The organism is Pseudomonas sp. CFBP13509, assembly GCF_005233485.1.
Lineage (GTDB): Bacteria > Pseudomonadota > Gammaproteobacteria > Pseudomonadales > Pseudomonadaceae > Aquipseudomonas > Aquipseudomonas marginalis.
The window spans coordinates 134,089-158,869 of sequence record NZ_QGAA01000015.1 but is presented as its reverse complement, the minus strand read 5'-3'; the positions used below and the strand labels follow the sequence as shown (position 1 = coordinate 158,869).

Annotated in this window: 21 protein-coding genes; 4 read left to right on the top strand and 17 right to left on the bottom strand. The window is 61.9% G+C overall.

Features of this window, described 5'->3' with window-relative positions; translation table 11 throughout:
- Window positions 1-161: 161 nt before the first annotated feature.
- The 7 genes from PspCFBP13509_RS23345 to minC all read right to left on the bottom strand — a co-directional run bounded on the left by PspCFBP13509_RS23345 (window position 162) and on the right by minC (window position 6,861).
- On the bottom strand, window positions 162-2,327 hold the full coding sequence (locus PspCFBP13509_RS23345) for a mechanosensitive ion channel family protein (protein WP_137212761.1): 2,166 nt from the start codon (window positions 2,325-2,327) through the stop codon (window positions 162-164).
- 52 nt (window positions 2,328-2,379) lie between these two features.
- Window positions 2,380-2,556, bottom strand: a complete 177-nt coding sequence (locus tag PspCFBP13509_RS31445) for a hypothetical protein (RefSeq protein ID WP_016970148.1) — start codon at window positions 2,554-2,556, stop codon at window positions 2,380-2,382.
- Window positions 2,557-2,714: 158 nt separating this feature from the next.
- The gene (locus PspCFBP13509_RS23340; RefSeq protein ID WP_027603907.1) at window positions 2,715-4,004 is read right to left on the bottom strand and encodes a M18 family aminopeptidase; all 1,290 of its coding nucleotides are present in this window, start codon (window positions 4,002-4,004) and stop codon (window positions 2,715-2,717) included.
- 116 nt (window positions 4,005-4,120) lie between these two features.
- A complete protein-coding gene (locus PspCFBP13509_RS23335; RefSeq protein WP_027603908.1) occupies window positions 4,121-4,756 on the bottom strand; it encodes an RluA family pseudouridine synthase in 636 nt (211 codons plus the stop codon).
- Between the two features lie 96 nt (window positions 4,757-4,852).
- A complete protein-coding gene (minE, locus tag PspCFBP13509_RS23330; RefSeq protein ID WP_003175252.1) occupies window positions 4,853-5,107 on the bottom strand; it encodes a cell division topological specificity factor MinE in 255 nt (84 codons plus the stop codon).
- A gap of 3 nt (window positions 5,108-5,110) precedes the next feature.
- Window positions 5,111-5,923, bottom strand: a complete 813-nt coding sequence (gene minD, locus PspCFBP13509_RS23325; protein ID WP_065927233.1) for a septum site-determining protein MinD — start codon at window positions 5,921-5,923, stop codon at window positions 5,111-5,113.
- Between the two features lie 200 nt (window positions 5,924-6,123).
- The gene (minC, locus tag PspCFBP13509_RS23320) at window positions 6,124-6,861 is read right to left on the bottom strand and encodes a septum site-determining protein MinC (protein WP_027603909.1); all 738 of its coding nucleotides are present in this window, start codon (window positions 6,859-6,861) and stop codon (window positions 6,124-6,126) included.
- A gap of 119 nt (window positions 6,862-6,980) precedes the next feature.
- Between minC and PspCFBP13509_RS23315 the strand changes: the two genes are divergently transcribed.
- Window positions 6,981-7,916, top strand: a complete 936-nt coding sequence (locus PspCFBP13509_RS23315) for a lipid A biosynthesis lauroyl acyltransferase (protein ID WP_065927234.1) — start codon at window positions 6,981-6,983, stop codon at window positions 7,914-7,916.
- A gap of 31 nt (window positions 7,917-7,947) precedes the next feature.
- A complete protein-coding gene (locus PspCFBP13509_RS23310) occupies window positions 7,948-9,090 on the top strand; it encodes a patatin-like phospholipase family protein (RefSeq protein WP_065927235.1) in 1,143 nt (380 codons plus the stop codon).
- A 109-nt stretch (window positions 9,091-9,199) separates the two neighbouring features.
- Here PspCFBP13509_RS23310 and PspCFBP13509_RS23300 read toward each other — a convergent pair whose 3' ends face one another.
- The 7 genes from PspCFBP13509_RS23300 to puuE all read right to left on the bottom strand — a co-directional run bounded on the left by PspCFBP13509_RS23300 (window position 9,200) and on the right by puuE (window position 16,153).
- Window positions 9,200-9,985: an outer membrane protein OmpK gene (locus PspCFBP13509_RS23300; RefSeq protein ID WP_065927236.1), complete on the bottom strand. Its 786-nt coding sequence runs from the start codon at window positions 9,983-9,985 to the stop codon at window positions 9,200-9,202.
- A 230-nt stretch (window positions 9,986-10,215) separates the two neighbouring features.
- The gene (locus PspCFBP13509_RS23295) at window positions 10,216-11,565 is read right to left on the bottom strand and encodes a nucleobase:cation symporter-2 family protein (RefSeq protein ID WP_065927237.1); all 1,350 of its coding nucleotides are present in this window, start codon (window positions 11,563-11,565) and stop codon (window positions 10,216-10,218) included.
- A 115-nt stretch (window positions 11,566-11,680) separates the two neighbouring features.
- Window positions 11,681-12,970, bottom strand: coding sequence for a urate hydroxylase PuuD (locus PspCFBP13509_RS23290; RefSeq protein WP_137212759.1), 1,290 nt, complete (start codon window positions 12,968-12,970; stop codon window positions 11,681-11,683).
- 51 nt (window positions 12,971-13,021) lie between these two features.
- Window positions 13,022-13,525: an ureidoglycolate lyase gene (locus tag PspCFBP13509_RS23285; protein ID WP_027603915.1), complete on the bottom strand. Its 504-nt coding sequence runs from the start codon at window positions 13,523-13,525 to the stop codon at window positions 13,022-13,024.
- A 152-nt stretch (window positions 13,526-13,677) separates the two neighbouring features.
- Window positions 13,678-14,673, bottom strand: a complete 996-nt coding sequence (gene alc, locus PspCFBP13509_RS23280) for an allantoicase (RefSeq protein ID WP_065948614.1) — start codon at window positions 14,671-14,673, stop codon at window positions 13,678-13,680.
- 41 nt (window positions 14,674-14,714) lie between these two features.
- Entirely contained in the window at window positions 14,715-15,230 is a 516-nt protein-coding gene (uraD, locus tag PspCFBP13509_RS23275; RefSeq protein ID WP_137212758.1) for a 2-oxo-4-hydroxy-4-carboxy-5-ureidoimidazoline decarboxylase, read from the bottom strand.
- Complete coding sequence (gene puuE / locus PspCFBP13509_RS23270) at window positions 15,227-16,153, bottom strand: allantoinase PuuE (RefSeq protein WP_137212757.1); 927 nt, start codon at window positions 16,151-16,153, stop codon at window positions 15,227-15,229. The genes uraD and puuE overlap by 4 nt, the downstream gene beginning before the upstream one ends.
- 379 nt (window positions 16,154-16,532) lie before the next feature.
- Here puuE and uraH point away from each other — a divergent pair, with 379 nt between their 5' ends.
- On the top strand, window positions 16,533-16,886 hold the full coding sequence (gene uraH / locus PspCFBP13509_RS23260) for a hydroxyisourate hydrolase (RefSeq protein WP_065927242.1): 354 nt from the start codon (window positions 16,533-16,535) through the stop codon (window positions 16,884-16,886).
- A gap of 155 nt (window positions 16,887-17,041) precedes the next feature.
- The gene (locus PspCFBP13509_RS23255; RefSeq protein WP_137212756.1) at window positions 17,042-22,111 is read left to right on the top strand and encodes a dermonecrotic toxin domain-containing protein; all 5,070 of its coding nucleotides are present in this window, start codon (window positions 17,042-17,044) and stop codon (window positions 22,109-22,111) included.
- Between the two features lie 31 nt (window positions 22,112-22,142).
- On the opposite strand, the gene PspCFBP13509_RS23250 is transcribed toward PspCFBP13509_RS23255, so the two are convergent.
- The 3 genes from PspCFBP13509_RS23250 to PspCFBP13509_RS23240 form a co-directional block, all read right to left on the bottom strand.
- On the bottom strand, window positions 22,143-22,769 hold the full coding sequence (locus tag PspCFBP13509_RS23250) for a LysE family translocator (RefSeq protein ID WP_065926605.1): 627 nt from the start codon (window positions 22,767-22,769) through the stop codon (window positions 22,143-22,145).
- Window positions 22,770-22,783: 14 nt separating this feature from the next.
- Window positions 22,784-24,130, bottom strand: coding sequence for an NCS2 family permease (locus PspCFBP13509_RS23245; protein WP_065926606.1), 1,347 nt, complete (start codon window positions 24,128-24,130; stop codon window positions 22,784-22,786).
- A 191-nt stretch (window positions 24,131-24,321) separates the two neighbouring features.
- Complete coding sequence (locus tag PspCFBP13509_RS23240; protein ID WP_065926607.1) at window positions 24,322-24,756, bottom strand: MarR family winged helix-turn-helix transcriptional regulator; 435 nt, start codon at window positions 24,754-24,756, stop codon at window positions 24,322-24,324.
- Window positions 24,757-24,781 lie beyond the last annotated feature (25 nt).

Below are 24,781 nucleotides of genomic sequence, written 5' to 3'. Positions count from 1 at the left end.
CCAAAACCAGCCGCTGAGTTATGTCTGATACACCGAGTGCTTCTTGAGTGGGGCTGCTTCGCAGCCCAGCGCGGGGCAAGCCCGCTCACCACAATAAGCTCACCACAAACCACAATAAGCTCACCACAAACCACAATAAGCTCATCACATTCGCCATGACCTTACGCGTTCTTGTCCTTCTCCAACCCCCCCGCAGCCCCCGTCACCACCTGCACACTCAAGCGCGGCGTGGCCAGGTCCAGACCGGCGTCATCCAGATGCCGCTTCAGTGACAGGTTGAACGCCCGCGACACTTCCCACTGCTTGATCGGCGCCGTCTTGAACCGCGCGCGCAGGATCGCACTGCCCGACTCGAAGCTTTCCACCCCCTGGATCTCCAGCGGCGACCAGATATTGCGGCGTTGCAGCGGATCGTTACGCATTTTCTGGCCGACATCGCGCATCAGCTTGATCGCATCGTCGATTTCCATGTTGTAGGGGATCGCCACCCGGAAGATCGCGTAGCCGAACTCCCGCGAGTAGTTCTTGATGCTCTTGATCTCGCTGAACGGGATGGTGTGCACGATGCCGTCAATGTCGCGCAGGCGTACGGTACGGATGGTCAGACCTTCGACGGTGCCGAGGTGGCCGCCGACGTCCACGTAGTCATCGATGGCCAGGGAGTCTTCGATGATGATGAACAGGCCGGTGATCAAGTCGGCCACCAGTGACTGCGCACCAAAACCGATGGCCAGGCCGATCACACCGGCACCGGCCAGCAGCGGCGTGACGTTCATGCCCATGTTCGCCAGGGCGACGATGGCGGCGATGATAAAGATGGTCACGAACAGCACGTTGCGGATCAACGGCATCATGGTCTGCGCGCGGGCATTGGCCAGGCCTTTGCGCGAGCGGGTGAGGGCGTGATGGATGGCGGTGTCGCTGAGGATCCAGATCAACCAGGCAAATAGCAGCGTGCCGCCCAGGCCGAACAGCTTGACGCTGATTTCATGGCCGTCGCCTTCGGTAAAGCGGATCAGCGACAGGCCCCACACCCGCAGCCCCAGTTCGATAAACACCAGCCACACCACCAGGTGGGCGAGGGTGTAGACGAAGCTTTTCAGGCGTTCGGAGTACAGCGCATGGCGCTTGTGCCCACGCTGCGGCTTGAGCGCATGGCGCCGCACCAGGCCGTTGATCACCATGCACAACACCAGCAACACCGTGCACAACAGCGACTGGCGCAGGGCGGTGCTGGTGTCGCCGGCGGAGACGAACGTGGCGAACAGCGAGATGCCCACCAACAGCAAGGCGGGGATGTACCAGAAGGTGCCGATGATCTCGATGGTGTCGCTGAGGGCCCGGCGGGTCAGGCGGCGCGACAGGGGCTGGTTGCGGATCAGGTGGGCGATCGGCCGCCGGAAACGCAGGATGAACACGCCGGTGGACAGCGCGGCCATCGCATTGGCGACCGTGGCCGCCGTGTGGGCCAGGTGTTGGCCGAGCGCAGCCACCAGCCGCGGGTCGCTCAAGGCTTCACCAAAGGCGGCAAAGCTGCCGATCCACCACAACGGGCGGAACGCCTGGTGGCGCAGGATATACAGCGCGCGGTGGCGGTGCGGGCCGTCGAGCAGGGAGAAGGCAATCACACAGATCGCCGAGAAACAGGTACCGACCACCAGCGCATAAGCCAGCACCATTGCCAGGGATTTGCCCAGGGACGAGGGCAGGGCGTAGCTCAGGTACACGGTGATCACCAGTGCGATCAGCCAGGGCCCCAATTTGCGCAGGGCGAAGCGCAGCATGTCCCAGGTACGCGGGTGTTGCGGCAACTCCTCGGGCAGGCCGAAGCGCTCGCGTACCCGGTGGCTCAGCCAGATCAACGCGGCTGCCAGCAGGCTCCATACCGCGAGAATCACTGCAAAGCCGAAAATGATCGGCAGCCATTCGCTGGCCGGCAGCATCAGTGCGCTGAGTTCGTCCTTGGCCAGGTCGATTTCATTCGACCAGCGCCCCAGCGGGCTGTCGGCGCCGGAGAACTGCTGCTCCAGGCCCGACAGCGTACTGCCGATCAGCCCGAGCACGCCTTGCTCGGCGGCGGGCTGGGCCTTCTGGGTAGCGGCGCGCAGCTTCTTCAAGTCGCTCAGCAACTGGGTGCGTTGCTGGTCGTTTTCCAGGGTCTTGATCACCTCGTCCAACGACTGCCCCAACGGCACGTCGGCCTGGGGTTGGGTCTTGGTGGTGCCGAGCAGCCCGGGCAGGCCCACCGCTTGGGCAGACGAGAGCGGCAGCAGCGTGAGCAGGGCGATCAGGAAACAGCAGGGCAGCGCAAACAGACGGGAAAGCACGAGGCGGTCAACCTTGGAAACGACGGGTTGAGCGAGTGTACGAGTGCAAGCGTCATTCGGCCAGTTTGGCGAGGATCTTGTACACAACGGTGCCCAGGATCAGCAGCATGCCGACCCACATGCCGAATACGCCGAGGGGCTTGTCGCGGAAGTTGAAGCCAACGGCGAGCATGATCATGCCGATCAGGATAGGGATAAGCATGGCGTGGAAAGAGGACATGGAGATCATGGGGCGACGGCCTTGTCGGAGTGGGAATACTGACAAGTCTAGGTCGGATTGCAGGAAATGCAGGTGATGCAGATCAGGTGGACGTAAACCAAATGTGGGGGGCAAGTGCGAATCGTCGCACCGCCCCTCCCACATGTTGACGACATCCAGTCCTGGTCTTAGGGCAGGTCGTGGCTGGCGTAGAACGCGCCCAACACCTTCACCAGATGCGCCAGGTCATGGCTGCCGCACAGTTCACGAATGGAGTGCATGGCAAACGTCGGCAAACCGATATCCACCGTACGCACACCCAGGTGGCTGGCGGTGATCGGGCCGATGGTCGAGCCGCAGCCCATGTCGCTGCGCACCACAAAGCTCTGCACCGGCACTTCCTGGGCCATGCACAGGTGACGGAAGAACCCGGCGGTTTCGCTGTTGGTGGCGTAGCGCTGGTTGCTGTTGACCTTGATCACCGGGCCGGCATTGAGCTTGGGGCCGTGGTTGGCGTCGTGCTTGTCGGCGTAGTTCGGGTGTACGCCGTGGGCATTGTCGGCCGACACCAGCAGGGATTTCTGAATGGTGCGTACGAATTCATCACCTTCAGGCAACAGGCGACGCAGGGTCTGTTCCAGCATCGGGCCGTCGGCACCGCAGGCCGAGCAGGAACCGACTTCCTCGTGGTCGTTGCACACCAGCACGCAGGTTTCGTCGCTCTCGCTGGTGAGCAAGGCTTGCAGGCCGGCGTAGCACGACAGCAGGTTGTCGAGGCGCGCGCCGGCGATGAAGTCGCCATTGAGGCCGATGACGGCGGCGCTCTGGGTGTCATAGAAGCTCAACTCGTAGTCGAGCACCACATCGGCGTTCAGCCCATGCTCCCGTGCCAACTGCTCGGTGAGCACGGCACGGAAGTCCACGCGTTCATCACCGGCAAATTGCGCGAGGATCGGCGGCAATTCGGTCTGGGCATTGATCGCCCAGCCCTGGTTGGCTTCACGGTTCAGGTGAATGGCCAGGTTGGGGATGATGGCGATGGGCAGCTTAAAGTCGATCAGCTGGCTTTCGACCTTGCCGTCACGGCGGAAGGTGACGCGGCCGGCCAGGGACAGGTCGCGGTCGAACCACGGCGCCAGCAGCGCGCCGCCGTAGACTTCCACGCCGAGTTGCCAGAAGCCCTGGCGTTGCAGCTCAGGCTGGGGCTTGACCCGCAGGCACGGGCTGTCGGTATGGGCGCCGACCAGGCGAATCCCGCCTTGCAACGGCGAATGGCGGCCGAGCTTGAAGGCGATGATCGAGGAATCGTTGCGGGTCACGTAGTAGCGACCGTTGGCTTCGGTGGCCCAGGTCTCGCGCTCGTCGAGGCGCTGGAAACCGGCCGCTTCCAGGCGCTGGGCCAGGGCGGCGGTGGCATGAAAAGGAGTAGGGGAGGCCTTGAGGAAGTCGATCAGGCCTTGATTCAACGCTTCGCGCATAAATAGCTCCAGACAGCAATGCGCGGAGTTTACCGTTCGAGGGCGAGAAGTGCACAGAACAAATGTGGGAGGGGGCAAGTCGCACCGCCCGTCCCACATGTACTGTATTTACAGCTTTAGAAGGGAGCCGGGCACTCAAAGCGCAAGCGCTCGCCGCTTTGCGGGTGAGTGAAGCTCAGCATGCTTGCATGCAGGCACAGGCGCGGCCACGCAGCCAGGGCCTGTTCATGGGCATACAGACCGTCACCGAGCAACGGATGCCCGATGGACAGCATATGCACGCGCAACTGGTGCGACCTTCCGGTAATCGGCGTCAGCTCGACGCGGCACCAGTCGCCACACCGTTCCAGCACTTTCCAGAAGGTCAGCGCGTGCTTGCCGAACTCGTGGTCCACCACATGGCGGGGTTTGGTCGGCGGGTCATAGCGCAAGGGCAGGTCGATGCTGCCGCTGTCCAGTTCCGGCTGGCCCCAGGCCAAAGCGGTGTAGGCCTTTTCGGTTTCGCGGTCGTGAAACTGGCGGGACAGTTCGCGATGGGTATCGGCGTCCCGGGCCAGCAGGATGATCCCCGAGGTTTCCCAGTCCAGGCGATGGACGATGCGGGCTTCGGGGTAGCCGTTTTCCTGCAGGCGGGTGATCAGGCAGTCCTTGTTGTCATCGGCGCGGCCAGGCACCGAGAGCAACAGGGTCGGCTTGTTCACCACCAGGACAGCGTCGTCCTGATGCAGGATATGAATAGTGGACAGCGGCATTAAACAGCCTCGTAACAAACGCCAACGGCGGCTCGACCACCCGGTTCCCGCAAAGGGATCAAGGTGACCGAGCCGCCGTGGCGGCCGCCTGTTCGATCAACGATCAGGCAGGGTGATATTGAGTTCCAGAATCGAGCAGCTGCCGTCATTTTCCAGGGCGACATGCACGTCATCGTTGCCGATATTGACGTACTTGCGGATCACCTCCACCAGTTCCTTCTGCAAGGCCGGCAGGTAATCCGGGGTACTGCGTTGGCCGCGTTCGTGCGCCACGATGATCTGTAGACGCTCTTTCGCGACCGACGCGGTGCTTGGCTTTTTGTTGGCGCGAAAGAAGTCGAGAAATTTCATTGTTTAGTTGCCTCCAAAGATACGCTCGAAGAATCCCTTCTTCTTAACATCGAGGAAGCGATGTTCCACGGTCTTGCCCAGCAAGCGATCAACCGCATCGCTGTACGCCTGGCCGGCGTCGCTCTGGTCGTCGAGAATCACCGGGACGCCCTGGTTGGACGCCTTCAGCACGGCCTGGGATTCCGGGATCACGCCCAGCAGGGTCACGGCCAGGATGTCCTTGACGTCTTCAACACCGAGCATTTCGCCGTTACTGACGCGCTCAGGGTTGTAGCGGGTGAGCAGCAGGTGTTCCTTGATCGGGTCCTGGCCTTCCTCGGCGCGCTTGGACTTGCTGGCCAACAGGCCCAGCATGCGGTCCGAGTCACGTACCGAAGACACTTCCGGGTTGGTCACCACGATGGCTTCATCGGCGAAGTACATCGCCAGGTGAGCACCGGTTTCGATACCGGCCGGGGAATCGCATACCACGAATTCGAAGGTTTCCTTCAGCTCGGCGAGAACCTTGCCTACGCCTTCCTTGGTCAGCGCATCTTTGTCGCGGGTCTGGCTGGCGGCCAGTACGTACAGGTTCTCAAGGCGCTTGTCCTTGATCAGGGCCTGTTGCAGGTTGGCTTCACCGTTGACCACGTTGACGAAGTCGTACACCACGCGGCGTTCGCAGCCCATGATCAGGTCGAGGTTACGCAAACCGACGTCGAAGTCGACGATGACTGTCTTGTGGCCGCGCAGAGCGAGGCCGGTACCGATAGCGGCGCTGGTGGTGGTCTTACCCACACCACCCTTGCCGGATGTAACCACGAGAATCTTGGCCAAGGTGTTTCACCCCTAAGGAAAAAGGACTTTTCAGCCCCTGAAAAACATCTCTTGGAACTCGCCGCAGGCGGACAGCCTTTGTAGGAAAAAGACGGGTTTTCGCAGGAAAAACGCCAACCTTCAAATGTTCCTACGCAAGTAATGCCAATTTCGCTGTGCTATCAGAGTCTAGAGATGCTTGGAAAATGCGGCAGTATCCGTTAAAGACGGATGATGTTCAACACATCGCCCGACAGGCTGACCTGCACCGCGGCTCCCCACAGTGGATCGCGGCGCAAATCTTCCGAAACCTTGTACTGGCCCGCGATGGACACCAGCTCAGCGGTCAATTGCTGGCAAAAAATGCGCGCCTTGGTATCCCCCTTGATGCCGGCGAGGGCACGTCCGCGCATCGGGCCGTATACATGGATATTGCCATCGGCGAGAAGTTCCGCGCCGGGACTGACCGAAGAGATCACCACCAGGTCGCCGCCCTGGGCGTAAATCTGCTGTCCGCCGCGTACGGGCGTGGTGATTATCTTTGTAGGCTTGATCGTCGGTTCCGCTGGTTTTTCCGGTTTTTTCTGCACTTCGCCGACCAAAGGTTCCAGTGGACGCTCACGCGCGCCGGAGGGTGGCAGTACTGGCAGTTCAATGGCGATGGCTGCGGCAATGTCTTCGATGCGGCTGGCACGAATCGCCAGGGTTCGCAGGCCATGGGAGCGGCACACGCGCATCAGGCCGGGCAGGTCGATGCTGCCCTGGCCGGCCGGCAGTTTGTCCAGGGCCAGTACCAGCGGGGCGTTGTTGAAGAAGTTCGGCGCCAGGGCAACCTTGGCGGCGAGCTGGCGGTCCAGGGCGTCGAGGTCGTTGCGGGCCAGTTCCAGCACGGTGATGGCGAGCATGCTGCCTTTCAGCTGGAACACGGGATCTTGGTCTAGCGGTTCGGTTTGGCTCATGGTCGGCAAAAAGCGGCTTGTCACGAAAAGTGTCGAGACTTATAACGAGAACACTCACTGGCCGCAAGCCGAGTCGAACCGTTGTAGAATGCGCGGCCCTGTCTTTCCCGGAATCTGTAATGGATCGCCCGCGTTTTCGAGCTGTATTTTTTCACCCGCGCTTTTGGCTGTTATGGCTGGGACTCGGCCTGCTCTGGCTGGTGACCCAACTGCCGTACCGTGCGCTGCTGACCATTGGTCGCCTGCTGGGTGCAGGCATGTACCGTGTGGCCGGCGAACGTCGCCGCATCGCCGCACGCAACCTGGAACTGTGCTTCCCGGAAAAAACCGCCGCAGAGCGCAAGAAGCTGCTCAAGGAAAACTTTGCCTCCACCGGCATTGCCTTCTTTGAAATGGCCATGAGCTGGTGGTGGTCGCGCCAGCGCCTGGCGCGCCTGGCCCATGTCGAAGGCCTGGAACACCTCAAGCAGGCCCAACTGGATGGCAAGGGCGTGATCCTCATGGCCCTGCACTTCACCACCCTGGAAATCGGTGCGGCCCTGCTGGGGCAGAAGCACACCATCGACGGCATGTACCGCGAGCACGGCAACCCGCTGTTCGACTATATCCAGCGCCGTGGCCGCGAGCGGCATAACCTCGACTCCCTGGCGGTCGAGCGCGAAGACGTGCGCGGCATGCTCAAGCTGCTGCGTGCCGGTCGCGCCATCTGGTATGCACCGGACCAGGACTACGGCGCCAAGCAAAGTCTCTTCGTGCCGCTGTTCGGCATCCAGGCCGCCACCGTGCCTGCCACCAGCAAGTTCGCCAAGCTGGGCAAGGCGCTGGTGGTGCCGTTCACCCAGGAGCGCCTGGCGGATGGCAGCGGTTACCGCCTGGTCATCCACCCGCCGTTGACCGACTTCCCCGGCGAAAGCGATGAAGTCGACTGCCTGCGCATCAACCAGTGGGTCGAAGCCTCGGTGCGTGAATGTCCCGAGCAATACCTGTGGACCCATCGCCGCTTCAAGAGCCGGCCACCGGGCGAACCCAAGCTGTACGAAAAACGTCGTCGCTAAGACCGACTTTCCCCCCACGTGGAGTGATGCAATGCGCGCAGCTGAACCGGTTACAGGCTTGATTCTTTCCGGCGGCGGGGCACGAGCGGCGTATCAGGTGGGGGTATTGGCGGCGATTGCCGAGCTGTTGCCGCCGGGGGCGCCCAATCCGTTTCCGGTGATCGTCGGCACGTCGGCCGGTGCGATCAATGCGGTGAGCCTGGCCAGCGGTGCGATGGACTTCACGGCGGCCATCCAGCGCCTGACCGCGTTCTGGCAGGGGTTTCGCAGCCACCTGGTATTGCGCAGCGATTGGCCGGGGGTGGTGCGCCAGGCGAGTCGCTTCTTTACCCACAGCTTGCTGGGCCTGGGCCGGCAGTTACCGGTGGCGCTGCTCAACAGCTCGCCGCTGCGGGACTTGTTGCAGGACAAACTGCATTTGGCAGGTATCGACGAGGCCATCCGCCAACAGCACCTGCATGCGGTCGCCGTCACGGCCTTCGGCTATGAATCCGGGCAGGCGGTGACCTTCTATCAGGGCGGCGGCACCATCGACGCCTGGTTGCGCCATCGGCGTATCGGTGTGCCGACGCAACTCACGGTTGAACACCTGCTGGCCAGTTCGGCGATCCCCTTGCTGTTTGCCCCGGTGAAGCTCGACCAGGAATACTTCGGCGACGGCGCGGTGCGCCAGTCGGCGCCCATCAGCCCGGCGCTGCACCTGGGGGCGACCCGGGTGCTGGTGGTGGGTGTCAGCGGTAACCCGCGGGGCAATGAACCGATGGCGCAACGCACCTATACCGGCCAGGAGCCGACGTTGGCCCAGATCGGCGGGCATATGCTCAACAGCACGTTCATCGACAGCCTGGAAAGCGATATCGAACTGCTGGAGCGTCTGAACCAGTTCAGCCATCACCAGCCAGCCGACAGTGCGGCCCGTGGCCTGGCGCCGGTGGAAGTACTGGTGATTGCGCCAAGCCAGCCGATCGACGAAATCGCCGCAAGGCATCGGCAGGAATTGCCGGCGGCATTGCGTCTGTTCCTGCGTGGGCCGGGGGCGACCAAGACGAGCGGGGCAGGGGTGCTGAGTTACTTGCTGTTCGAGGCGGGGTATTGCAGCGAGTTGATTGAGTTGGGCAGGAAGGATGCGCTGGCCAAGCGTGAAGAGATCATGCGGTTCCTGGGCTTGGCATGAACCCTTGTAGGAGCGAGCTTGCTCGCGAAGAACCCATAGGCACCGCTTTTGTTCTGAATAAACGCGGTGATCTCTGGTTTTTCGCGAGCAAGCTCGCTCCTACAGGGGGTCAGAAGTGGTACTTGACCAGGAAGCTCGCCGTGTCCTGGGTCGTCTTGAACGCGCCGGAATCCTCGATCCCGTACTTGTTCTTCCAGTAGTCGTATTCAAAGCCCACGTACAACTGCTTGTCGCCCCAATGCAGTGCCTTGCCCAAGTCGTATTTGACCTGCGGGTTGAAGTGCAGGTTGGCGTGGTAAGTGCCACGGGCGTTCTTGTCGTTGTCCACCACCCAATCCATAAAGCCGTCGATCAGGATGTCGGAGTTGCCCACCGGCAGGGTGTACGACCATACCGGGGTGATCTGCCATACACCGTCGCCTGGGCGATTGCCTTCGGTCTGGCGCTGGTAGAAGTTCAGCTGGAAGTAGTCGAAGCCCGGGATGTTCAGGTCGAAGCCAGGGCCGAGCAGGTACGACTCGTTGTCGCCTTCGCCGAACTCATACGTGAAGGCCAGCAACACATCCTTGATCGGGCCGAAGGACAGGTCCTGGTCGAAAATCTTACCGAACGACAGTCGCGGGCTGATCTCACCGTAGTACGTGCTTGGGCCGACGTTGCCGTCTTCCTTGCCGTTGTAAAAGATGCGGTCGACGAAGACGAAGTTGTCGCCGTACTTCCAGGCATCGGCATGTTCGAACGTGACGGTTTGCTGGATCTGTGGGTTGACGGTAAAGCTCTTGCCCCACAGATACGTCAGGCTGTTGTTCTGCCACTGCAACAAGTCACCGGCCACGGCCTGGCCGCCGGCCAGCAGGGATCCCGCCAGCATCAGGCCTTTGAACAGAGGTTTCATTCGGTTGCTCCCGAGTTAAAGTTTTATGGTTTTTCTTCTACACAAGCGCTCTGGTGCGGCGCCTTTGGTGGTTACAAAAGTGGTCTGAATGGTCAGCTTTATTGCTACAGCAAGACCCGCGCCAAGGCGGCAAACAACCGTCGATTCAAGCGGGCGCGGAGAATACTGGCTCCCACGTCAGGGCTCAAGTGCGCCGTTACAGCGCGCACAGGGCGACAATGGGGCATGTGTCAGGTGTGGGCGGGGTCGACTACGGGGCGTTCGGCCCCGCCGAGAATGTTGAACAGGATATTCAGCGACAGTGCGCTGAGGGTCGCCATGGCGATGCCGCTGTGGGTGATCGGGCTCATCCACACGGGCAACTGTGCGAAGAACTCCGGGCGCACCACGGGGATCAGGCCCATGCCGATGCTCACCGCCACCAGCAACTGGTTGCGACGGTCGGCGATATCGGCCTCCTGGAGGATCTTGATGCCGGTGGCCGCCACCATGCCGAACATGGCGATCGCCGCCCCGCCGAGCACCGCCGGGGGAATCGACGCCACCAGGTACGCGGCCTTGGGCAACAGGCTGAGCACAATCAGGAAGGCACCGGCCATCATTGTCACCGAACGGCAACGCACGCCGGTCATCTGCACCAGGCCGATGTTCTGCGCGAAGGAGGAGTGGGTGAAGGTGTTGAAGAAACCGGCGAAGAACGACGCACCGGCATCACACAGCAAGCCACGGCGCAGCATTTTCGGCGTGACGTCCTGGCCGGTGATCTTGCCCAGCGCCAGGAACATTCCGGTGGATTCGACAAAGATGATCACCACCACCAGGCACATCGACAGGATCGGCGCCAGCTCGAACCTGGGCATGCCGAAGTGCAGCGGCGTCACCACTTGCACCCACGGCGCCCGGGCCAGGCCGCTGAGGTCGACCATGCCGATGGCCCCGCACAAGGCGTAACCCAGGCCCATGCCGATCAGCACCGAGATATTCACCCAGAAGCCGCGCATGAAACGGTTGATCAGCAGGATGGTGGTCAGTACCAGGGCGGCAATTGCCAGGTAAATCGGTGAGCCGAAGGTGGCGGCTGCGCTGCCGCCGCCGGCCCAGTTCACGGCCACGGGGAATAGCGACAGGCCGATGGCGGTGATCACGGTGCCGGTCACCAGCGGCGGAAAAAAGCGCACGATCCTGGACATGAACGGTGCGATCAGCATGCCGAAGAACCCGGCGGCGATGGTGGCGCCGAAGATTCCCTGCAGGCCGATACCGGGCATGCCGGCCATGGCGACCATGCTGCCGACAGCGGCGAAACTGGCGCCCATCATCACCGGCATACGGATGCCCACCGGGCCGATGCCGAATGACTGCACCAGGGTGGCGATGCCGGCTACCAGCAGGTCGGCGTTGATCAGAAAGGCGATTTCTTCACGGCTCAGGCCGGCGGCCTGGCCAATGATCAGGGGGACGGCGACGGCGCCGCCGTACATCAGCAAGACGTGTTGCAGGCCTACCAGAATCAGTTGCAAGAGGGGCAGCCGCACCATGGCGGGCGCGGCAGGAATCTGCGGTTCGACTAACTCGGTCATGCAACACCTCGGATCTTTTTTATTTTTGTGTTGTGTGGAACGCAATCTTCAAAACACTGCAGGTCCAAATGTGGGAGGGGGCAAGCCCCTCCCACATTGGAACTATGTGAATCTGTTAGTGGGTACGCGCCCCCTGATTGATCCATGTGCCAATCAAATCCCGCTCCTGCTGGGTCATCTGGGTGATGTTGCCCAACGGCATGATCTGGCTCGCCACCGCCTGCGCCTGGATGCGCGCCGCCTGTTGCTGGATCTGCGCCGGGGTATCGAACATCACCCCGGCCGGTGCGGTGCTGAACAGCGGGCTGGTGGGTTTGGCCGAATGGCACACGGCGCAACGCTCCTGTATCACCCCGTGGACCTTGTCGAAATCAACCGTCGCCTGGGCAGGCGCAGGTGCAGCCGCGGGTTCGGTCGCCGCAGGCGCGGCGGGTTTCACGCCACCCCCCAATGCGGTTTCCGGCAACGGTTGGTACTCGATGGCCGCAGGTGCCTTGGCAATCGGTTCGGCCGGCTTGGGCCCGGTCACATACGCCAGGCAAATCATCGCCAGTGCGCCCACCGGCAAGGTCCACGCATACTTCTGGCTGTTATGCCGAGTGTTGAAGTAGTGCCGTACCAACACCGCCGCCACCGCGATCCCGGCCAGGATCAGCCAGTTGTATTGGCTGCCGTAGGTGCTCGGGAAGTGGTTGCTGATCATGATGAACAGCACGGGCAGGGTGAAGTAGTTGTTGTGCCGTGAGCGCAGCAGACCCTTGGCCGGCAGGGCCGGATCGGGCGTGCGGTGCTCGGCGATCGCCGCCACCAGCGCGCGCTGCGCCGGCATGATGATGCGGAACACGTTACCGACCATGATGGTGCCGATCACCGCGCCCACGTGCAGATACGCACCCCGGCCGCTGAACACTTTGCTGAAGCCGTACGCGGCGGCAATCAACAGCACGAACAGGATCACGCCGAGCAGGGCAGGGCGTTTGCCCAGGGCCGAGTCGCAGAGGAAGGAGTAGATGAACCAGCCGGCGAACAGTGAGCCGATGCCCAGCAAGACGCCTTCGCTGCCACTGAGGCTGCTGCCGGGGGCGAGCAGGTACAGCGTCGGGTTGAGGTAGAACACCACGCACAGCAGCGCGACGCCCGACATCCAGGTGAAATAGGCTTCCCATTTGAACCAGTGCAGGTTGTCCGGCATGGTCGGCGGGGCCAGTTTGTATTTTTCCAGGTGGTAGATACCGCCACCGTGGATCGCCCACAAGTCACCGGACAGGCCGTCCTTGGGGTTGACGCGGTTGAGGTTGTTTTCCAGCCAGACGAAGTAGAACGAAGCGCCGATCCAGGCGACGCCAGTGATCATATGAACCCAGCGCACGCTGAGGTTCAGCCATTCCAACAGATGTGCTTCCACAGTCTTTACCTCTCGCCTGTCACCCTTGTTGTCGGGTGATCCGGCCTTCTCTTATTGGTGGGGGGCGAGGATCAACCGCTCATCCTCTTTGAAAAAATGCTCATCGCAGTTATTGCCTGTGCCACTGCGATCAACCACCAGGAAGTCATCCCGCTTTTCGATCGTCAGCACCGGGTGGTGCCAGACGCCGCGATGGTAATTGATGCCCTGCCTGCCGTTGGTGACGAAGGCGCGGACCAAGCCTGATACAGGTGCATCGCCAAGTGGCGCGACCACGATCAGAAAGGGGTTGCCGAGCAGCGGAATGAAGGCCTGGCTGCCCAGCGGGTGTCTCTCCAGCATGCACACGGTCAGCGGCATATCCAGCGCGTCGGCGCGGAAGATGCTGATGATCGCGTTGTCTTCAGGCTGTGCGGTTTCTACCGTTGCCAGCTTGTGAAAGCGCATGGTCGACCCGTTGTTGATCATGAAGTGATCGCTGCCGTCGGTTTCGATAACGTCTCCGAAAGGGGCGAAGGCTTCTTTGGTCAGGGGTTCGATCATCAGTGTGCGCATGGCTGTCTTCTTTTCCGAATGCTGTGTTGTTTGATCTGCTTGTTTTTGTAGTGAGCGGGCTTGCCCCGCGCTGGGCTGCGTAGCCGCCCCAAAAGACAGGGCCGCTTCGCGCCCCAGCGCGGGGCAAGCCCGCTCACCACAGGGTTCACCGCTTACTTGGCTACTTTGCCCAAAACCCGCAGGCGGCTCACACCGCCATCCGGGAACACGTTCAGGCGGATGTGGGTGATCGGGCCCAGTGCCTTGATCTGCTCGGCGAAGGTGTGTTCGGCGTGCATTTCCAGTTTCTGCGCCGGCAGCAGCTCGCGCCAGAACAGCGACTGGGTTTCGATCTGGCTGTCGGTGCCGCCCTTCACGAAGGCGCCCTGGATCGAGCAGGTGTCCGGGTAGTTGCCCTTGAAGTGCAGGGTGTCGACGATGATTTTCTCGATTTCGCCGGGGTGGCCCAGGGCGACGATCACCCAGTCATTGCCTGGCGTGCGACGGCGGGCGGTTTCCCAGCCATCGCCCATGTTGACGCCACGGCCTGGGTTGAGGATGTTGCTCATGCGCCCGAAGTGTTCATCGGAACACGCCAGTGCGCGACCGCCGTTCAAGGCTGCGGCGAGGTCGATCTGTTCGTTGTCGCCCACTGCCGACCAGTCGCGGAACGGCACGCCGTACACACGCAGACGGGCCACGCCGCCATCCGGGTAGATGTTGAAACGCAGGTGGCTGAACGCCTGGTCGTTGCTGATCTCGTGGTAGTGGTGGCTGTTGCCTTGCAACTCGACGGCCGACAGGACTTCTACCCACTGGGTGTTGTCGTCAGGCTCGCCCGAGGCCAGGAAGCAGGCTTCCAGGGACGCCGACGGCGGGTAGTTGCCGGTGAAGAATGAGGTGTCGATGTCCACGCCCTTGATCGAACCCGGTACGCCCAGGCGGATCACGGCGCTGTCGTAGCCTTCGAAGCGCTTGCGGCGTGACTCCCAGCCGTCCATCCACTTGCCGTTGTCATCGAAAACGCCCTCCTTCCACACGGCCGGGGTCGGCTGGAACAGGCGGTTGGCGTCGGCGAACCAGTCATCCGTCACGGAGATGATCTTGGTGCCCAGGCGGGCGTCGGCCAGGTTGACGAACTTCTCGAAAGGTACGGGTTGCGCTTTCATTCTTCTTGTCTGCCTTAAATAGAGTGGCTGGGGATGGTGGTTTAGAGGGTCAGTAAACGGAACAACGCGATCTTGTTGATCTCGTCCAACGCGCACTTGAACTCGGCATCCACCGAGTTGTGAATGCGCGTTTCGAACGCGGCGAGAATCTGGTGCCGGTTGCTGCCTTTTACCGCCATGATGAAGGGAAACTTGAACTTGGCCTTGTAGGCATCGTTCAGCTCGGTGAAGCGTGAGAACTCTTCGGCCGTGCAGTGGTGAATCCCCGCGCCAGCTTGCTCATCGGTGCTGGCTTGGGTGAGTTGGCCCTGGACGGCAGCTTTGCCGGCCAGGTCCGGGTGAGCGTTGATCAGGGCCAGTTGGCTTTGATGATCAGCACTCAACAGGATGTCGCTCATGCGCTGGTGCAGGGTTTCGATCTGGTCGATCGAGGCGTCCTGGCCCAGGTCGAAGGCCTTTTCGGCCACCCATGGCGAGTGTTCGTAGATGTCGGCGAAGGCGTGGACGAAAGCGTCACGGCTCAAGGTCGAGGGTTTCAGCGTCTGGAAGGTGCTCATTTGGCCGCTCCCGGGAACGGGTGGGTGGCGTGCCAGTGGCGGGCGATGTCGACGCGGCGGGTGAACCACACCTGGTCATGGCCCTTGGCGTATTCGATAAAACGCTTCAACGAGGCCAGGCGCGCCGGGCGGCCGATCAGGCGGCAGTGCAGGCCGATGGACAACATTTTCGGTGCCTCGCTGCCTTCGGCATACAGCACGTCGAAAGCGTCCTTGAGGTACTCGAAAAAGTCATCGCCCTTGTTGAAGCCCTGCACCTGGGTGAAGCGCATATCGTTGGTGTCCAGGGTGTAGGGGATCACCAGGTGCGGCTTGCCGGTGGGGGTGTTGGGTTCCCAGTAGGGCAGGTCGTCGTCGTAGGTGTCGCAGTCGTAGAGGAAGCCGCCTTCCTCCATCACCAGCCGTCGCGTGTTGGGGCCGGTGCGCCCGGTGTACCAGCCCAACGGACGCTCGCCGGTCAGTTCGGTGAGGATGCGGATGGCTTCGAGCATATGCTCGCGCTCCTGGGCCTCGTCCATGTATTGGTAGTCGATCCAGCGGTAGCCGTGGCTGCAGATCTCGTGGCCGGCGTCGACCATGGCGCGGATCACATCCGGGTGGCGCTGGGCAGCCATGGCCACGGCGAAGATGGTCAGCGGAATGTCGAATGCCTTGAACAGCTTGAGGATGCGCCACACGCCGGCACGGCTGCCGTATTCGTACAGCGACTCCATGCTCATGTTGCGCTCGCCCTGCAGCGGCTGGGCCGAGACCATTTCTGAAAGGAAGGCTTCGGACTCTTTGTCACCGTGCAGGATGTTGCGCTCGCCGCCTTCTTCGTAGTTGAGTACGAACGACAAGGCGATGCGTGCCTTGCCCGGCCAGTGGGGGTGAGGAGGGTTACTGCCGTAACCGATCAGGTCGCGTGGGTAGTCAGCGCTCACTGCAGTCTTCCTTCTTGTTCGTGGTAGCAAGTGTGTGGCGGCCAGCGGAAAGACTGGGTGGCGTCACAGCGATGGGCTGATTGTATACAACTTAATGGTCACTTTGTAAGCCTGTATTTCCGCATTTTTTCCGTGGAGTTGCCGCCGTTCAGCGCTGCAAGAAACTTGCCCGATTGGTCAGTAAACGGACAAAAGGTCTTTTAAAAGCAAGGCTTGCTGGGAAATTCCGTTGAGGATCGAGACGTCGCAGCGTGTGCGAAACTTTGTGATTTTTATTGTGTACAATTTTTATTAAAAGTGTCTTAATCGGCCCATCAGCGGCTTTTTGATGCCCCGTAAAGGTGCAGCCTATTTCACTTCATGCAAGGGAGCCCGCCCCATGGGACGACTGACGACACACGTACTCGACGCAGCCCACGGCTGCCCCGGCAGCGCCATCCAGGTTGAGCTGTACCGCGTCGACGGCGCGCAGCTGGAACTGGTCGCCACTGCGCTGACCAACAGCGATGGCCGCTGCGACGCGCCGTTACTGCAAGGTGATGACTACCGCAGCGGTGTTTACCAATTGCAATTCAGCGCCGGCGACTACTACCGCGCCCGTGGCGTGCAATTGCCGGAGCCGGCCTTCCTGGATGTGGTGGTATTGCGCTTCGGCATCAGCGCCGAACAGGATCACTACCATGTGCCCCTGCTGATTTCGCCCTACAGCTACTCCACCTATCGCGGTAGCTGAGTCGTCACCTCGCTTCACACCCCCAAAGCTCTTCGTTGGTTTCGCCCGCGCACACTGCGGGCTTTTTTTTGCCTGCCGGTTTTGCGCTCAACTATGTAGCGCCGCAGTGGTCCGTCCGTTGCCTAGCCTTTTCCTTCCATATACAGGGAGGCGATATGAGCACGGTAACGGACAATCAGTTGGACCCCATCAGAGCCGGGTTGACCCGGCGTATCAACGCAACGGCGCAACCGAGCCGGGTCATCAATGAACTGCACAATGCGGGCCTGCGCTGCGAGGTCACGGCCAAGGGCCTTGGGCAGTTGCTCGACCGTGCGCCACGGATTGGCTCGATCATTCGCCAGGCCTTGCGCGACGCATTCGGTGTCGACCCCGACACCCAGTTGCTCAAGGTGCCCCTGGCGCTTGAGGGCATGCCCCACACGCGGGACTTGGTTGAGGCCAGCCTTGGGCTACTGGCGGCGCGGCAGCAGACGCCCCCGGCCCCCGTCCCGGATGATCGGGCCGGGCAGGCGCTGAGCCAAGCCTTAGGGCCGGACTGGCCCGGTCGCTTCGACACCGTAATGGCCCGCTACTGGGACGGCCTGGCCGCAGACTCATGGCGATCAAGGCGAGCCCGCTGGCATGAGTTGTATCAGGCCTTTCTTGCGAGCCAGGCCGTACTCGCCCATGGCGTGTTCGAGTTGTCGGATCATGGCCTGGACATGGTGCAAAGCCTGCTCGACGCGCCGACGGCCGAAGCGCGCCAACGGGCGGGCGGCGACTGGGCGAGCTTGAACGTATCGTCGCTGTACTGGCCACTGAAAGGCGCGACGCCCGTGGCCTTGAGCGGCGGGTTGCACCTGTACCGTGCGGGCCAGCGTCATCAGCGCCAAGTGATTTTTCTACCGGGGTTGGCCCAGGGATTTCACGAATTCGGCTCCTTGGTCCAATTGCAGGAGGCGTTGCCGGCATTGGTCAGTCGCTACCTGGACGGCTGGTGGCAGCGTTTGCCGCTGCGTCAACGACACGCGGTGCCGGACCTGTTCGTTGCTGAATTTCCCGGGTTCAGCCTGCAGCCGGCAGACCCCATTGAAGACGATGCACTGCAACAGGCCGCCGACGCTTTACTCGCCACCCAATGGCAAAACGAATGGGACACCGTGGCGCAGGTCAACCTGGCCTTGTTGTTTCCCCGGGACGCCATCCGCGGTACCCACGGCAGCCTCGTCGAGCGCTTACGCACGGTTGAGCGGCAGCGGCGGCAGTTGATCCCGCTGCGTCCGTCCTTGCATCGAGCGCTGGAGACTTTGCTGGGCTGGGACGCACACCGATGTCGTGATCACATCCACTTTGCCAGCCTGGCCCGCGAGCTGCCCAAGGGTGCCTGTGAACAGACGGTGGCGCGTTATGAGCAAGGCTTGTTGGCGCTGCTGGACCCTGCCGATGCCAGCCAAGAGACCCCAGCCTGGGCGCAGATGCAGGTGCTGCATCAGCAATGGCAAACCCATCAATCCCAGGCATTGGCGATGCTGGAGGCGCATGAAGCAAGCCTTGGCGACCTGGATTTCTGGAGTCGAAAAGTCGCGGGGCAACCGCCCAGGGGCGTCCTGTTATTGCGGGCCCGGCGCGGCGCGCTCGAGAGCGAGGCACGGTTGCAGTGCCACCTTAAATTGATCAGCGAGGGCCAGCAGCAACAGGTCGCGCAGGGCATGGTCAAGCCCGGCGCCACGTGGGTAACGGGGGTTGTGATTGAACACCAGCGCCTGCTGGGCGCGCTGGTTATCTGCACGGCTGAGGCCGTCCAGCAACCGGTGATGTTGTATGTGCCTGGACGGCAGGGAGGGCTTCAGGCGTTTGCATCGCTGGCAAGGTTGTCCGAAGCACTCAGCGCCAGCTTCAAGGCGATCGACCGTTCGCCGCTGTGGGATTGTCTGCATCGCACCCAGCGCAGTGCCGTCCTGGCCAAGGTCCGAGCGTTGAAGGTCGACGAGCCGGTGAGCGTCGAGTATCCGCAGATCGACGGCGACGGCTTGCTGCTGGCGATCAAAGAGCAGATTAAGGGTTTCAATCAGCTCGACCATCTGTTGGCAGCCGGCGAGCCCGTGTTCAGCGAAGTCAGTGATCCGTCGTTCGCCAGGCTGGCGCTGGCGGATGAGGCGGTCAACAGTCTGCAGGTGCCACCTTGCGAGGCGTTTGAACAGGCCCTCGCCAGCGTGCAACTACTGCGGCTTGCCGCTGCCGAGCGCAAGCGGCTTCCAGCCTGGCTGGAGACCGCGCAGGCTTGGCCGCGCAAGCGTTATCGGCGCCTACAGGCGTCATCCCTGCGCAGTTGGCAGGCGCTGGAGTCAGGCGTATTCGAGCGTTTGCCGGCACTGACGGTGTTTGCCCGCGACGCGTTGATCAAGCGGCTGCAAGATGACGGTTTTTACCCTGGGTTGGATATTGACCAGCCGCTGTTGGACATGCCCGATGATGTCAGCGCCCATTGGGTGGGGCATCCAGAGCGGGCGGTGGGGGAGTCCGGCGCGAAAATCGTGGTCAGCCAGGAGCGGCAGACCTACAGCCTGTTGCAATTGGCGTTGCATAACCTTGATGCGAAAGCGCCCTGGGCACGTTGGCGGCTGCAGAAGGCCCATTATCTGCAGCCAGCCTGGAAGGATCGCCTCAGCCCCGACTACTTGCTGGCCACGCTATCGAGGCTGGACCTCGCACAGCGCTATGCCCAACAGATTCGCCAGGCGTTTTATGGCGACCCCCACAGCGACGATCCACAGACCCTGCGACCAGCATTGCTGCGTGCGTTCAAGCAGGCGGCGCAGTGGCATCTGTTCAGCGCCGCCAACAGTGGCCTGAGCGCGCCCGGCCAGCGTTTGTTCGCGCTGGCATTGGCGGCGCAGAGCCGTGCCGATCTTGAGCGTGACGGCCACAGCGTGCAGTTGTGCACGGTCAGGCTGGAGGCGCTGACACTGCCGGCGCCACGGCATATCGCCGGCGTGGTGGTGATCATTGACGAGGTGGATGATCGCTGCGTGCTCTATTGGCCTGACAGCCCTGAACAACCGAGCATTACCGAATACAGCGGCCTGGCAGAGGCCCGCACGGCGTTGATTGGGCTGGCCTCGACGCCGGGCGCAAAGGCTGCGCTGGCCCAAGGGGTTGCCCCGGGGTGGGAGGCTGATGGCCTCGCGGGGTACCCGAACGACCTGCGTGTTGAGGTCGGTTGGATGGAAGGGCTGCTCCGTTATGCCCTGGGTTCCGACGTGTTTCATCTGGCGCGCTGGTTTAACCGCAGTCGAGTGTTTCCGGCCAAAGACTTGAGTGCGATTGAGGCGGAAATTGACGAGCAGCGCACTCATTCCCCAGACAATTGGTTAGGCATCACTCCCACCGAGGGCAATCACCTGCTTGAGCTACTCGCCCACTCCCGCGTATTGACGGCGCAACGCCAGGCTTATAGCCAGTGCAACTCCGATGACGAATTGAAGGTGTACCGCGCGTGGCGTCTCGGCGAGCAGGCCGATGCACGGTGGCGAGGGCTGTTGTCATTCGTGCCGGTGCTGGGGTTGGGGATCAAGCTGTATGAAGTGTTATTGGCTGCGCGGCGGCTTCATCAGCAGCATTCACCTGAAGGAATTTTCGAGTTGGTGACCAGCGTGCATATGTTCGTGCTCGAAGTGGCCATGACGTTGCTCCCCGTGCGGGGTTCCCGAGCCGGCGCCAAGCCGCAGGCGCCCAATATGAGCCGGGTCTTGCAAAGGCTGCATCGTCAGCAGCACTTGGCGGCCGGCGGCAGTTTTTTCATGCGTACCTCATTGCCCGCCAAACGGTTCAAGGGCTTGGAAGGCTACCGCAGTCCGAGCGCAGCAGGCGATGGCATCGCGCTAGGCGGGCGCAACAAAGGCAGCTACCTCAAGGATGGCGAACAATTTGTGGTGGACGGCAGGGACCACTATCCCGTTTATCGTCGGCCGGGTGAGTCTGCTTTGCGTCTGAAAAACCGACAACGCCCAGGAGAAAATGAATGGCTGCTGCAGATCGACGAACCTCGACAGTGGCTGCTGGGCGCCGATGCTCCCGAACCGCAGCCGGGGCCCAGTACGGCGTTGTTCCGGCCCTGGGAGCGGCCTGCACCCGGCACGTTCTGGGCTGTTCGCTCACGCCCGACGGCGGAGCGCGTACGCAGCCAGCCGGTGTTGACCGAGAGCTATTGGCAGGCCTGGGGGCACGAGGTGCCCGGAGTCTCGCCGCAGGTGTTGTCGGCGTCCAAACGCTTGTACCGGGTGTATGGCGAGGCGCCTTTCGATGCCGTGAAGCTGGGGGAGAACTACTTCGAGATAGTGCCCGGTGGCCTGCACGCGCCCCATGATGTGATCTTTGTAAAAAGCCCCAGGGCCCTGGCCCATAACGCAATGGATGACCTTGACCGCTGGTTGGGCGTCAGTCTGGGTGAACAGCCCATTCCCTTCGTCTATGGCGCAGACGGCCGCTGGACGCCTCATCAACCCCTGTTCAATCGCCCCTTGGCGGAGTCGGTCGGGGCTGTTTTTCCAGGCCTGACCCAGGGGAGTCGGCGTTTCGCCGTGCAGCGTCTGGTGGAAGTGGCCGACAGCAGCCGCTCGATGACAGCGACGCGGTTGTTGAACCTGCGCACCACGCTCGACGATTGGCTGCCCGCCGTGCCGCGAGCGGCGGGGTACACCGATGACTTGCTGAAAATGCTCCGGCCGATCGAGTTAGAGGGCAAGTTCAGTGTGAATATCAGCGTAGATGGCTTAGGGCCTGGGTTTGAGCGGGTGGACTTCCTGGTGCCTTTTAGGCTGGAGCCGCGTCTGCTGGACAAGCGCACAGCGCCGGCCTCAAGCAAGATCATCGTTGCTCAGAATGCAGTCAGGCAGGTGTTGGAGCGTCAGGGGTTTCACCTGGAAACGGTGCCCAAGGGCAATCGCGGCGACTTGAACAACTTTATCGTCACGCACCCTAAATCCAACAACGTATATTTCATCCTTACGCGTTGGACGGATTCGAGCAGCATTCCGTTGTCGTCCAATAGGATCTTGCAGTTATCTGACGTGTGGTTCGACCGCAAGCTCGCCAGCCGGGGCAGCCAACGCAGTGTGCAATACGAAACCGTCAAGAAGGCCATCAAAGAACGTCGCCTGGTCCGGCTGGTGGGGGGCATTCAGCAGGACACGCGCGGGTCGACGTTCACGGTGTTTTTCAGCCGCGTGGCCGGGTTGGACTGACCCCGACGCACCCGCGCCGGGGCTGGCAGGCTCAGCGGCTCAATAGCGAGGCCGCGCCCGCACCACTGAACAGCCCGGCGCTGATGCGGTTGAACCAGCTCTGGCCTTTGCCGCTGCGCAGGTAGCGCGCGGCACCGTGGGCACCCAGGCCGTAGGCCAGCTTGCACAACAGGTCGAGCACGGTCCAGGTGGCGATCATTATCAGCAACTGCGGCAGGAACGGCTGCTGGCTGCTGAGGAACTGCGGCAGGAACGCGGCAAAAAACAGGATGTCCTTGGGGTTGCTGGCGCCCAGCACGAAGGCGCGGCCGAACAGCGCGCGAAAACGCGGCACCGGCGCCGCCTCCGGGACGGTCGCGCCGTGGGACGGCTGGCGCGATTGCTGCCAGCTCTGCCAGGCGAGGTAGAACAAATAGAGCGCGCCGACGATCTTCAACGCGCTGAAGAGTTGTTCCGAAGCGAGCAGCAATGCGCCCAGACCCAGGGCCGACGCGCTCAACAGGCAGATCGAGGCAATCACCCCGCCGAGAAATGCCGGGTACGAGCGGCGCAGGCCGTAGTTCAGGCTGTTGCTGATCATCAGCAACGACAGCGGCCCCGGGATCAGGATCACCACCAGCGCAGCGCCGCTGAACAGCAGCCAGGTTTCCAGACTCATTGCATGCTCCTTTTCTATAGAAAGACGAACTTGGCGATAAAGATCGCGCACAACACCCACAGGCTTACGGAAATCTCGCGGTACTTACCGGTGCCGGCCTTGAGCGCCACATAAGTGATAAAGCCCAGGGCGATACCGTCGGCGACCGAGAAGGTCAACGGCATCATGATCGCGGTGACAATCGCCGGGATGCTGTCGGTGGCCTCATCCCAGTTGATATGGGCCATGCTCGCCATCATCAGCATCGCCACATAGATCAGCGCGCCGGCGGTGGCATACGCCGGGATCATGCCCGCCAACGGTGCGAAGAACATGGCCGCCACAAACAACACGCCGACCGTCACCGCCGTCAACCCGGTACGGCCGCCTGCGGCCACACCGGCAGCGCTTTCCACGTAGCTGGTCACCGGCGGCACGCCCACCATGGCACCGAACACACTGGAAGCGCTGTCGGCCTTGAGGGCGCGGGACAGGTTATCGATCTTGCCGTCGGCGTTGACCAGCCCGGCGCGTTGCGCAACGCCCATCAGTGTACCCGCAGTGTCAAACATGTGCACAAACAGGAAAGCAAATACCACGCTGATCATGCTGACATTGAATACACCTTTTATGTCCATGGCCATCCAGGTCGGCGCCAGGCTCGGTGGCGTGGAGAGAATGCCGTTGTAGTGCACCAGGTCGAGGGACCAGCCGGCCAGGGTCACGGCGATGATGCTGATGAGGATCGCGCCGAACACCCGGTGGTAGCTGAGGATGGCGATCAGCAGGAAACACACCGCCGCCAGCAGTGGCGCTGGCTCGTGCAGTGAACCGAGCTTGATCAGCGTGGCCGGGCTGTCGACGATGATGCCGGCGGTTTTCAGGCCGATCACCCCGAGGAACAGTCCGACGCCGGCGCCCATGGCGTGGCGCAGGCTCACCGGAATGCTGTTGAGCAGCCATTCGCGCACCCTCGAAAGGGTCAGGCCCATGAACAGCACGCCGGAAATAAACACCGCACCCAGCGCGGTTTCCCAGTGGTAGCCCATGGTGCCGACCACGGTGTAGGTGAAAAACGCATTCAGGCCCATGCCCGGCGCCAGGCCCACCGGCCAGTTGGCGTACAGCCCCATCAACAGGCACCCCAGCGCGGCGGCGATGCAGGTGGCGACAAACGCCGCGCCGTGATCGATACCGGCGTCGGCCATGATGTTGGGGTTGACGAAGATGATGTAGGCCATGGTGATGAAGGTGGTGAGCCCGGCGATCAGCTCGGTCTTCACTGTGGTGCCATGTAGGCGCAGTTTGAACAGGCGTTCGAGCCAGCCGTTCTGTGAGGGGGCAAGGTCCAGCGGCGAGGCTTCGGATTTGCGGCTATCCACAGCGAGTACTCCTCAAGCATTTTATTGTTATGTCCAGCGCGGGGCGCTGTGAGGTACTGGCGGGTTTTGTTGACCAATAGGTCAGGAACTCGCACGAAGCGAATTATGCTTTTGTATACAAAGAAAGCAAATAATGTTTTCTATTTTCTGCGTGAAAAGGATGAAAGGCAAAGCCAGGGCGCCACCGAGGATCAAGGCTGGCCTGCAAGTGCCTGGTTGACTGCGAGCCAACCGTTTACCGCTTCTTCGCCCGCTTCGGCGAAGGCGCGCTGCAACAACTTCACCTGTTCACGGCGCAGCGATTGCTCGAAACGCTGGCCTTCTTCGGTCAATTCCAACAGGCGTTTGCGCTTGTCGGTCTCGGACGCAACGCTGTCCACCAGGTGCATCTCCTGCAATTGGCGCAAGGGCATGTTCAGCGCCTGCTTGCTCACACCGAGCAATTCCAGCAGTTCCTTGACGCTCAACGCCGGGTAGCGTGCGATAAAAAACACGATGCGCTGATGCACCCGGCTCAGCCCACGGCGCTCAAGCATTTCATCGGCCTTGGCAGTGAACGCCTGGTAACCGAAGAAGAACGCTTCCATGGCTTGTTGCTGGCTGCTTTGGTTTTTAAGGTCAAGCATATTGACGTATCCACTCAAGCTGTCG

Bases quoted from the DNA above. Each gene is read 5' to 3' on its own strand.
- PspCFBP13509_RS31445 (WP_016970148.1), bottom strand. From the start codon at position 2,556: ATGATCTCCATGTCCTCTTTCCACGCCATGCTTATCCCTATCCTGATC.
- PspCFBP13509_RS23340 (WP_027603907.1), bottom strand. From the start codon at position 4,004: ATGCGCGAAGCGTTGAATCAAGGCCTGATCGACTTCCTCAAGGCCTCC.
- PspCFBP13509_RS23335 (WP_027603908.1), bottom strand. From the start codon at position 4,756: ATGCCGCTGTCCACTATTCATATCCTGCATCAGGACGACGCTGTCCTG.
- minE (WP_003175252.1), bottom strand. From the start codon at position 5,107: ATGAAATTTCTCGACTTCTTTCGCGCCAACAAAAAGCCAAGCACCGCG.
- minC (WP_027603909.1), bottom strand. From the start codon at position 6,861: ATGAGCCAAACCGAACCGCTAGACCAAGATCCCGTGTTCCAGCTGAAA.
- PspCFBP13509_RS23315 (WP_065927234.1), top strand. From the start codon at position 6,981: ATGGATCGCCCGCGTTTTCGAGCTGTATTTTTTCACCCGCGCTTTTGG.
- PspCFBP13509_RS23310 (WP_065927235.1), top strand. From the start codon at position 7,948: ATGCGCGCAGCTGAACCGGTTACAGGCTTGATTCTTTCCGGCGGCGGG.
- PspCFBP13509_RS23300 (WP_065927236.1), bottom strand. From the start codon at position 9,985: ATGAAACCTCTGTTCAAAGGCCTGATGCTGGCGGGATCCCTGCTGGCC.
- PspCFBP13509_RS23295 (WP_065927237.1), bottom strand. From the start codon at position 11,565: ATGACCGAGTTAGTCGAACCGCAGATTCCTGCCGCGCCCGCCATGGTG.
- PspCFBP13509_RS23285 (WP_027603915.1), bottom strand. From the start codon at position 13,525: ATGCGCACACTGATGATCGAACCCCTGACCAAAGAAGCCTTCGCCCCT.
- alc (WP_065948614.1), bottom strand. From the start codon at position 14,673: ATGAAAGCGCAACCCGTACCTTTCGAGAAGTTCGTCAACCTGGCCGAC.
- uraD (WP_137212758.1), bottom strand. From the start codon at position 15,230: ATGAGCACCTTCCAGACGCTGAAACCCTCGACCTTGAGCCGTGACGCT.
- uraH (WP_065927242.1), top strand. From the start codon at position 16,533: ATGGGACGACTGACGACACACGTACTCGACGCAGCCCACGGCTGCCCC.
- PspCFBP13509_RS23255 (WP_137212756.1), top strand. From the start codon at position 17,042: ATGAGCACGGTAACGGACAATCAGTTGGACCCCATCAGAGCCGGGTTG.
- PspCFBP13509_RS23250 (WP_065926605.1), bottom strand. From the start codon at position 22,769: ATGAGTCTGGAAACCTGGCTGCTGTTCAGCGGCGCTGCGCTGGTGGTG.
- PspCFBP13509_RS23240 (WP_065926607.1), bottom strand. From the start codon at position 24,756: ATGCTTGACCTTAAAAACCAAAGCAGCCAGCAACAAGCCATGGAAGCG.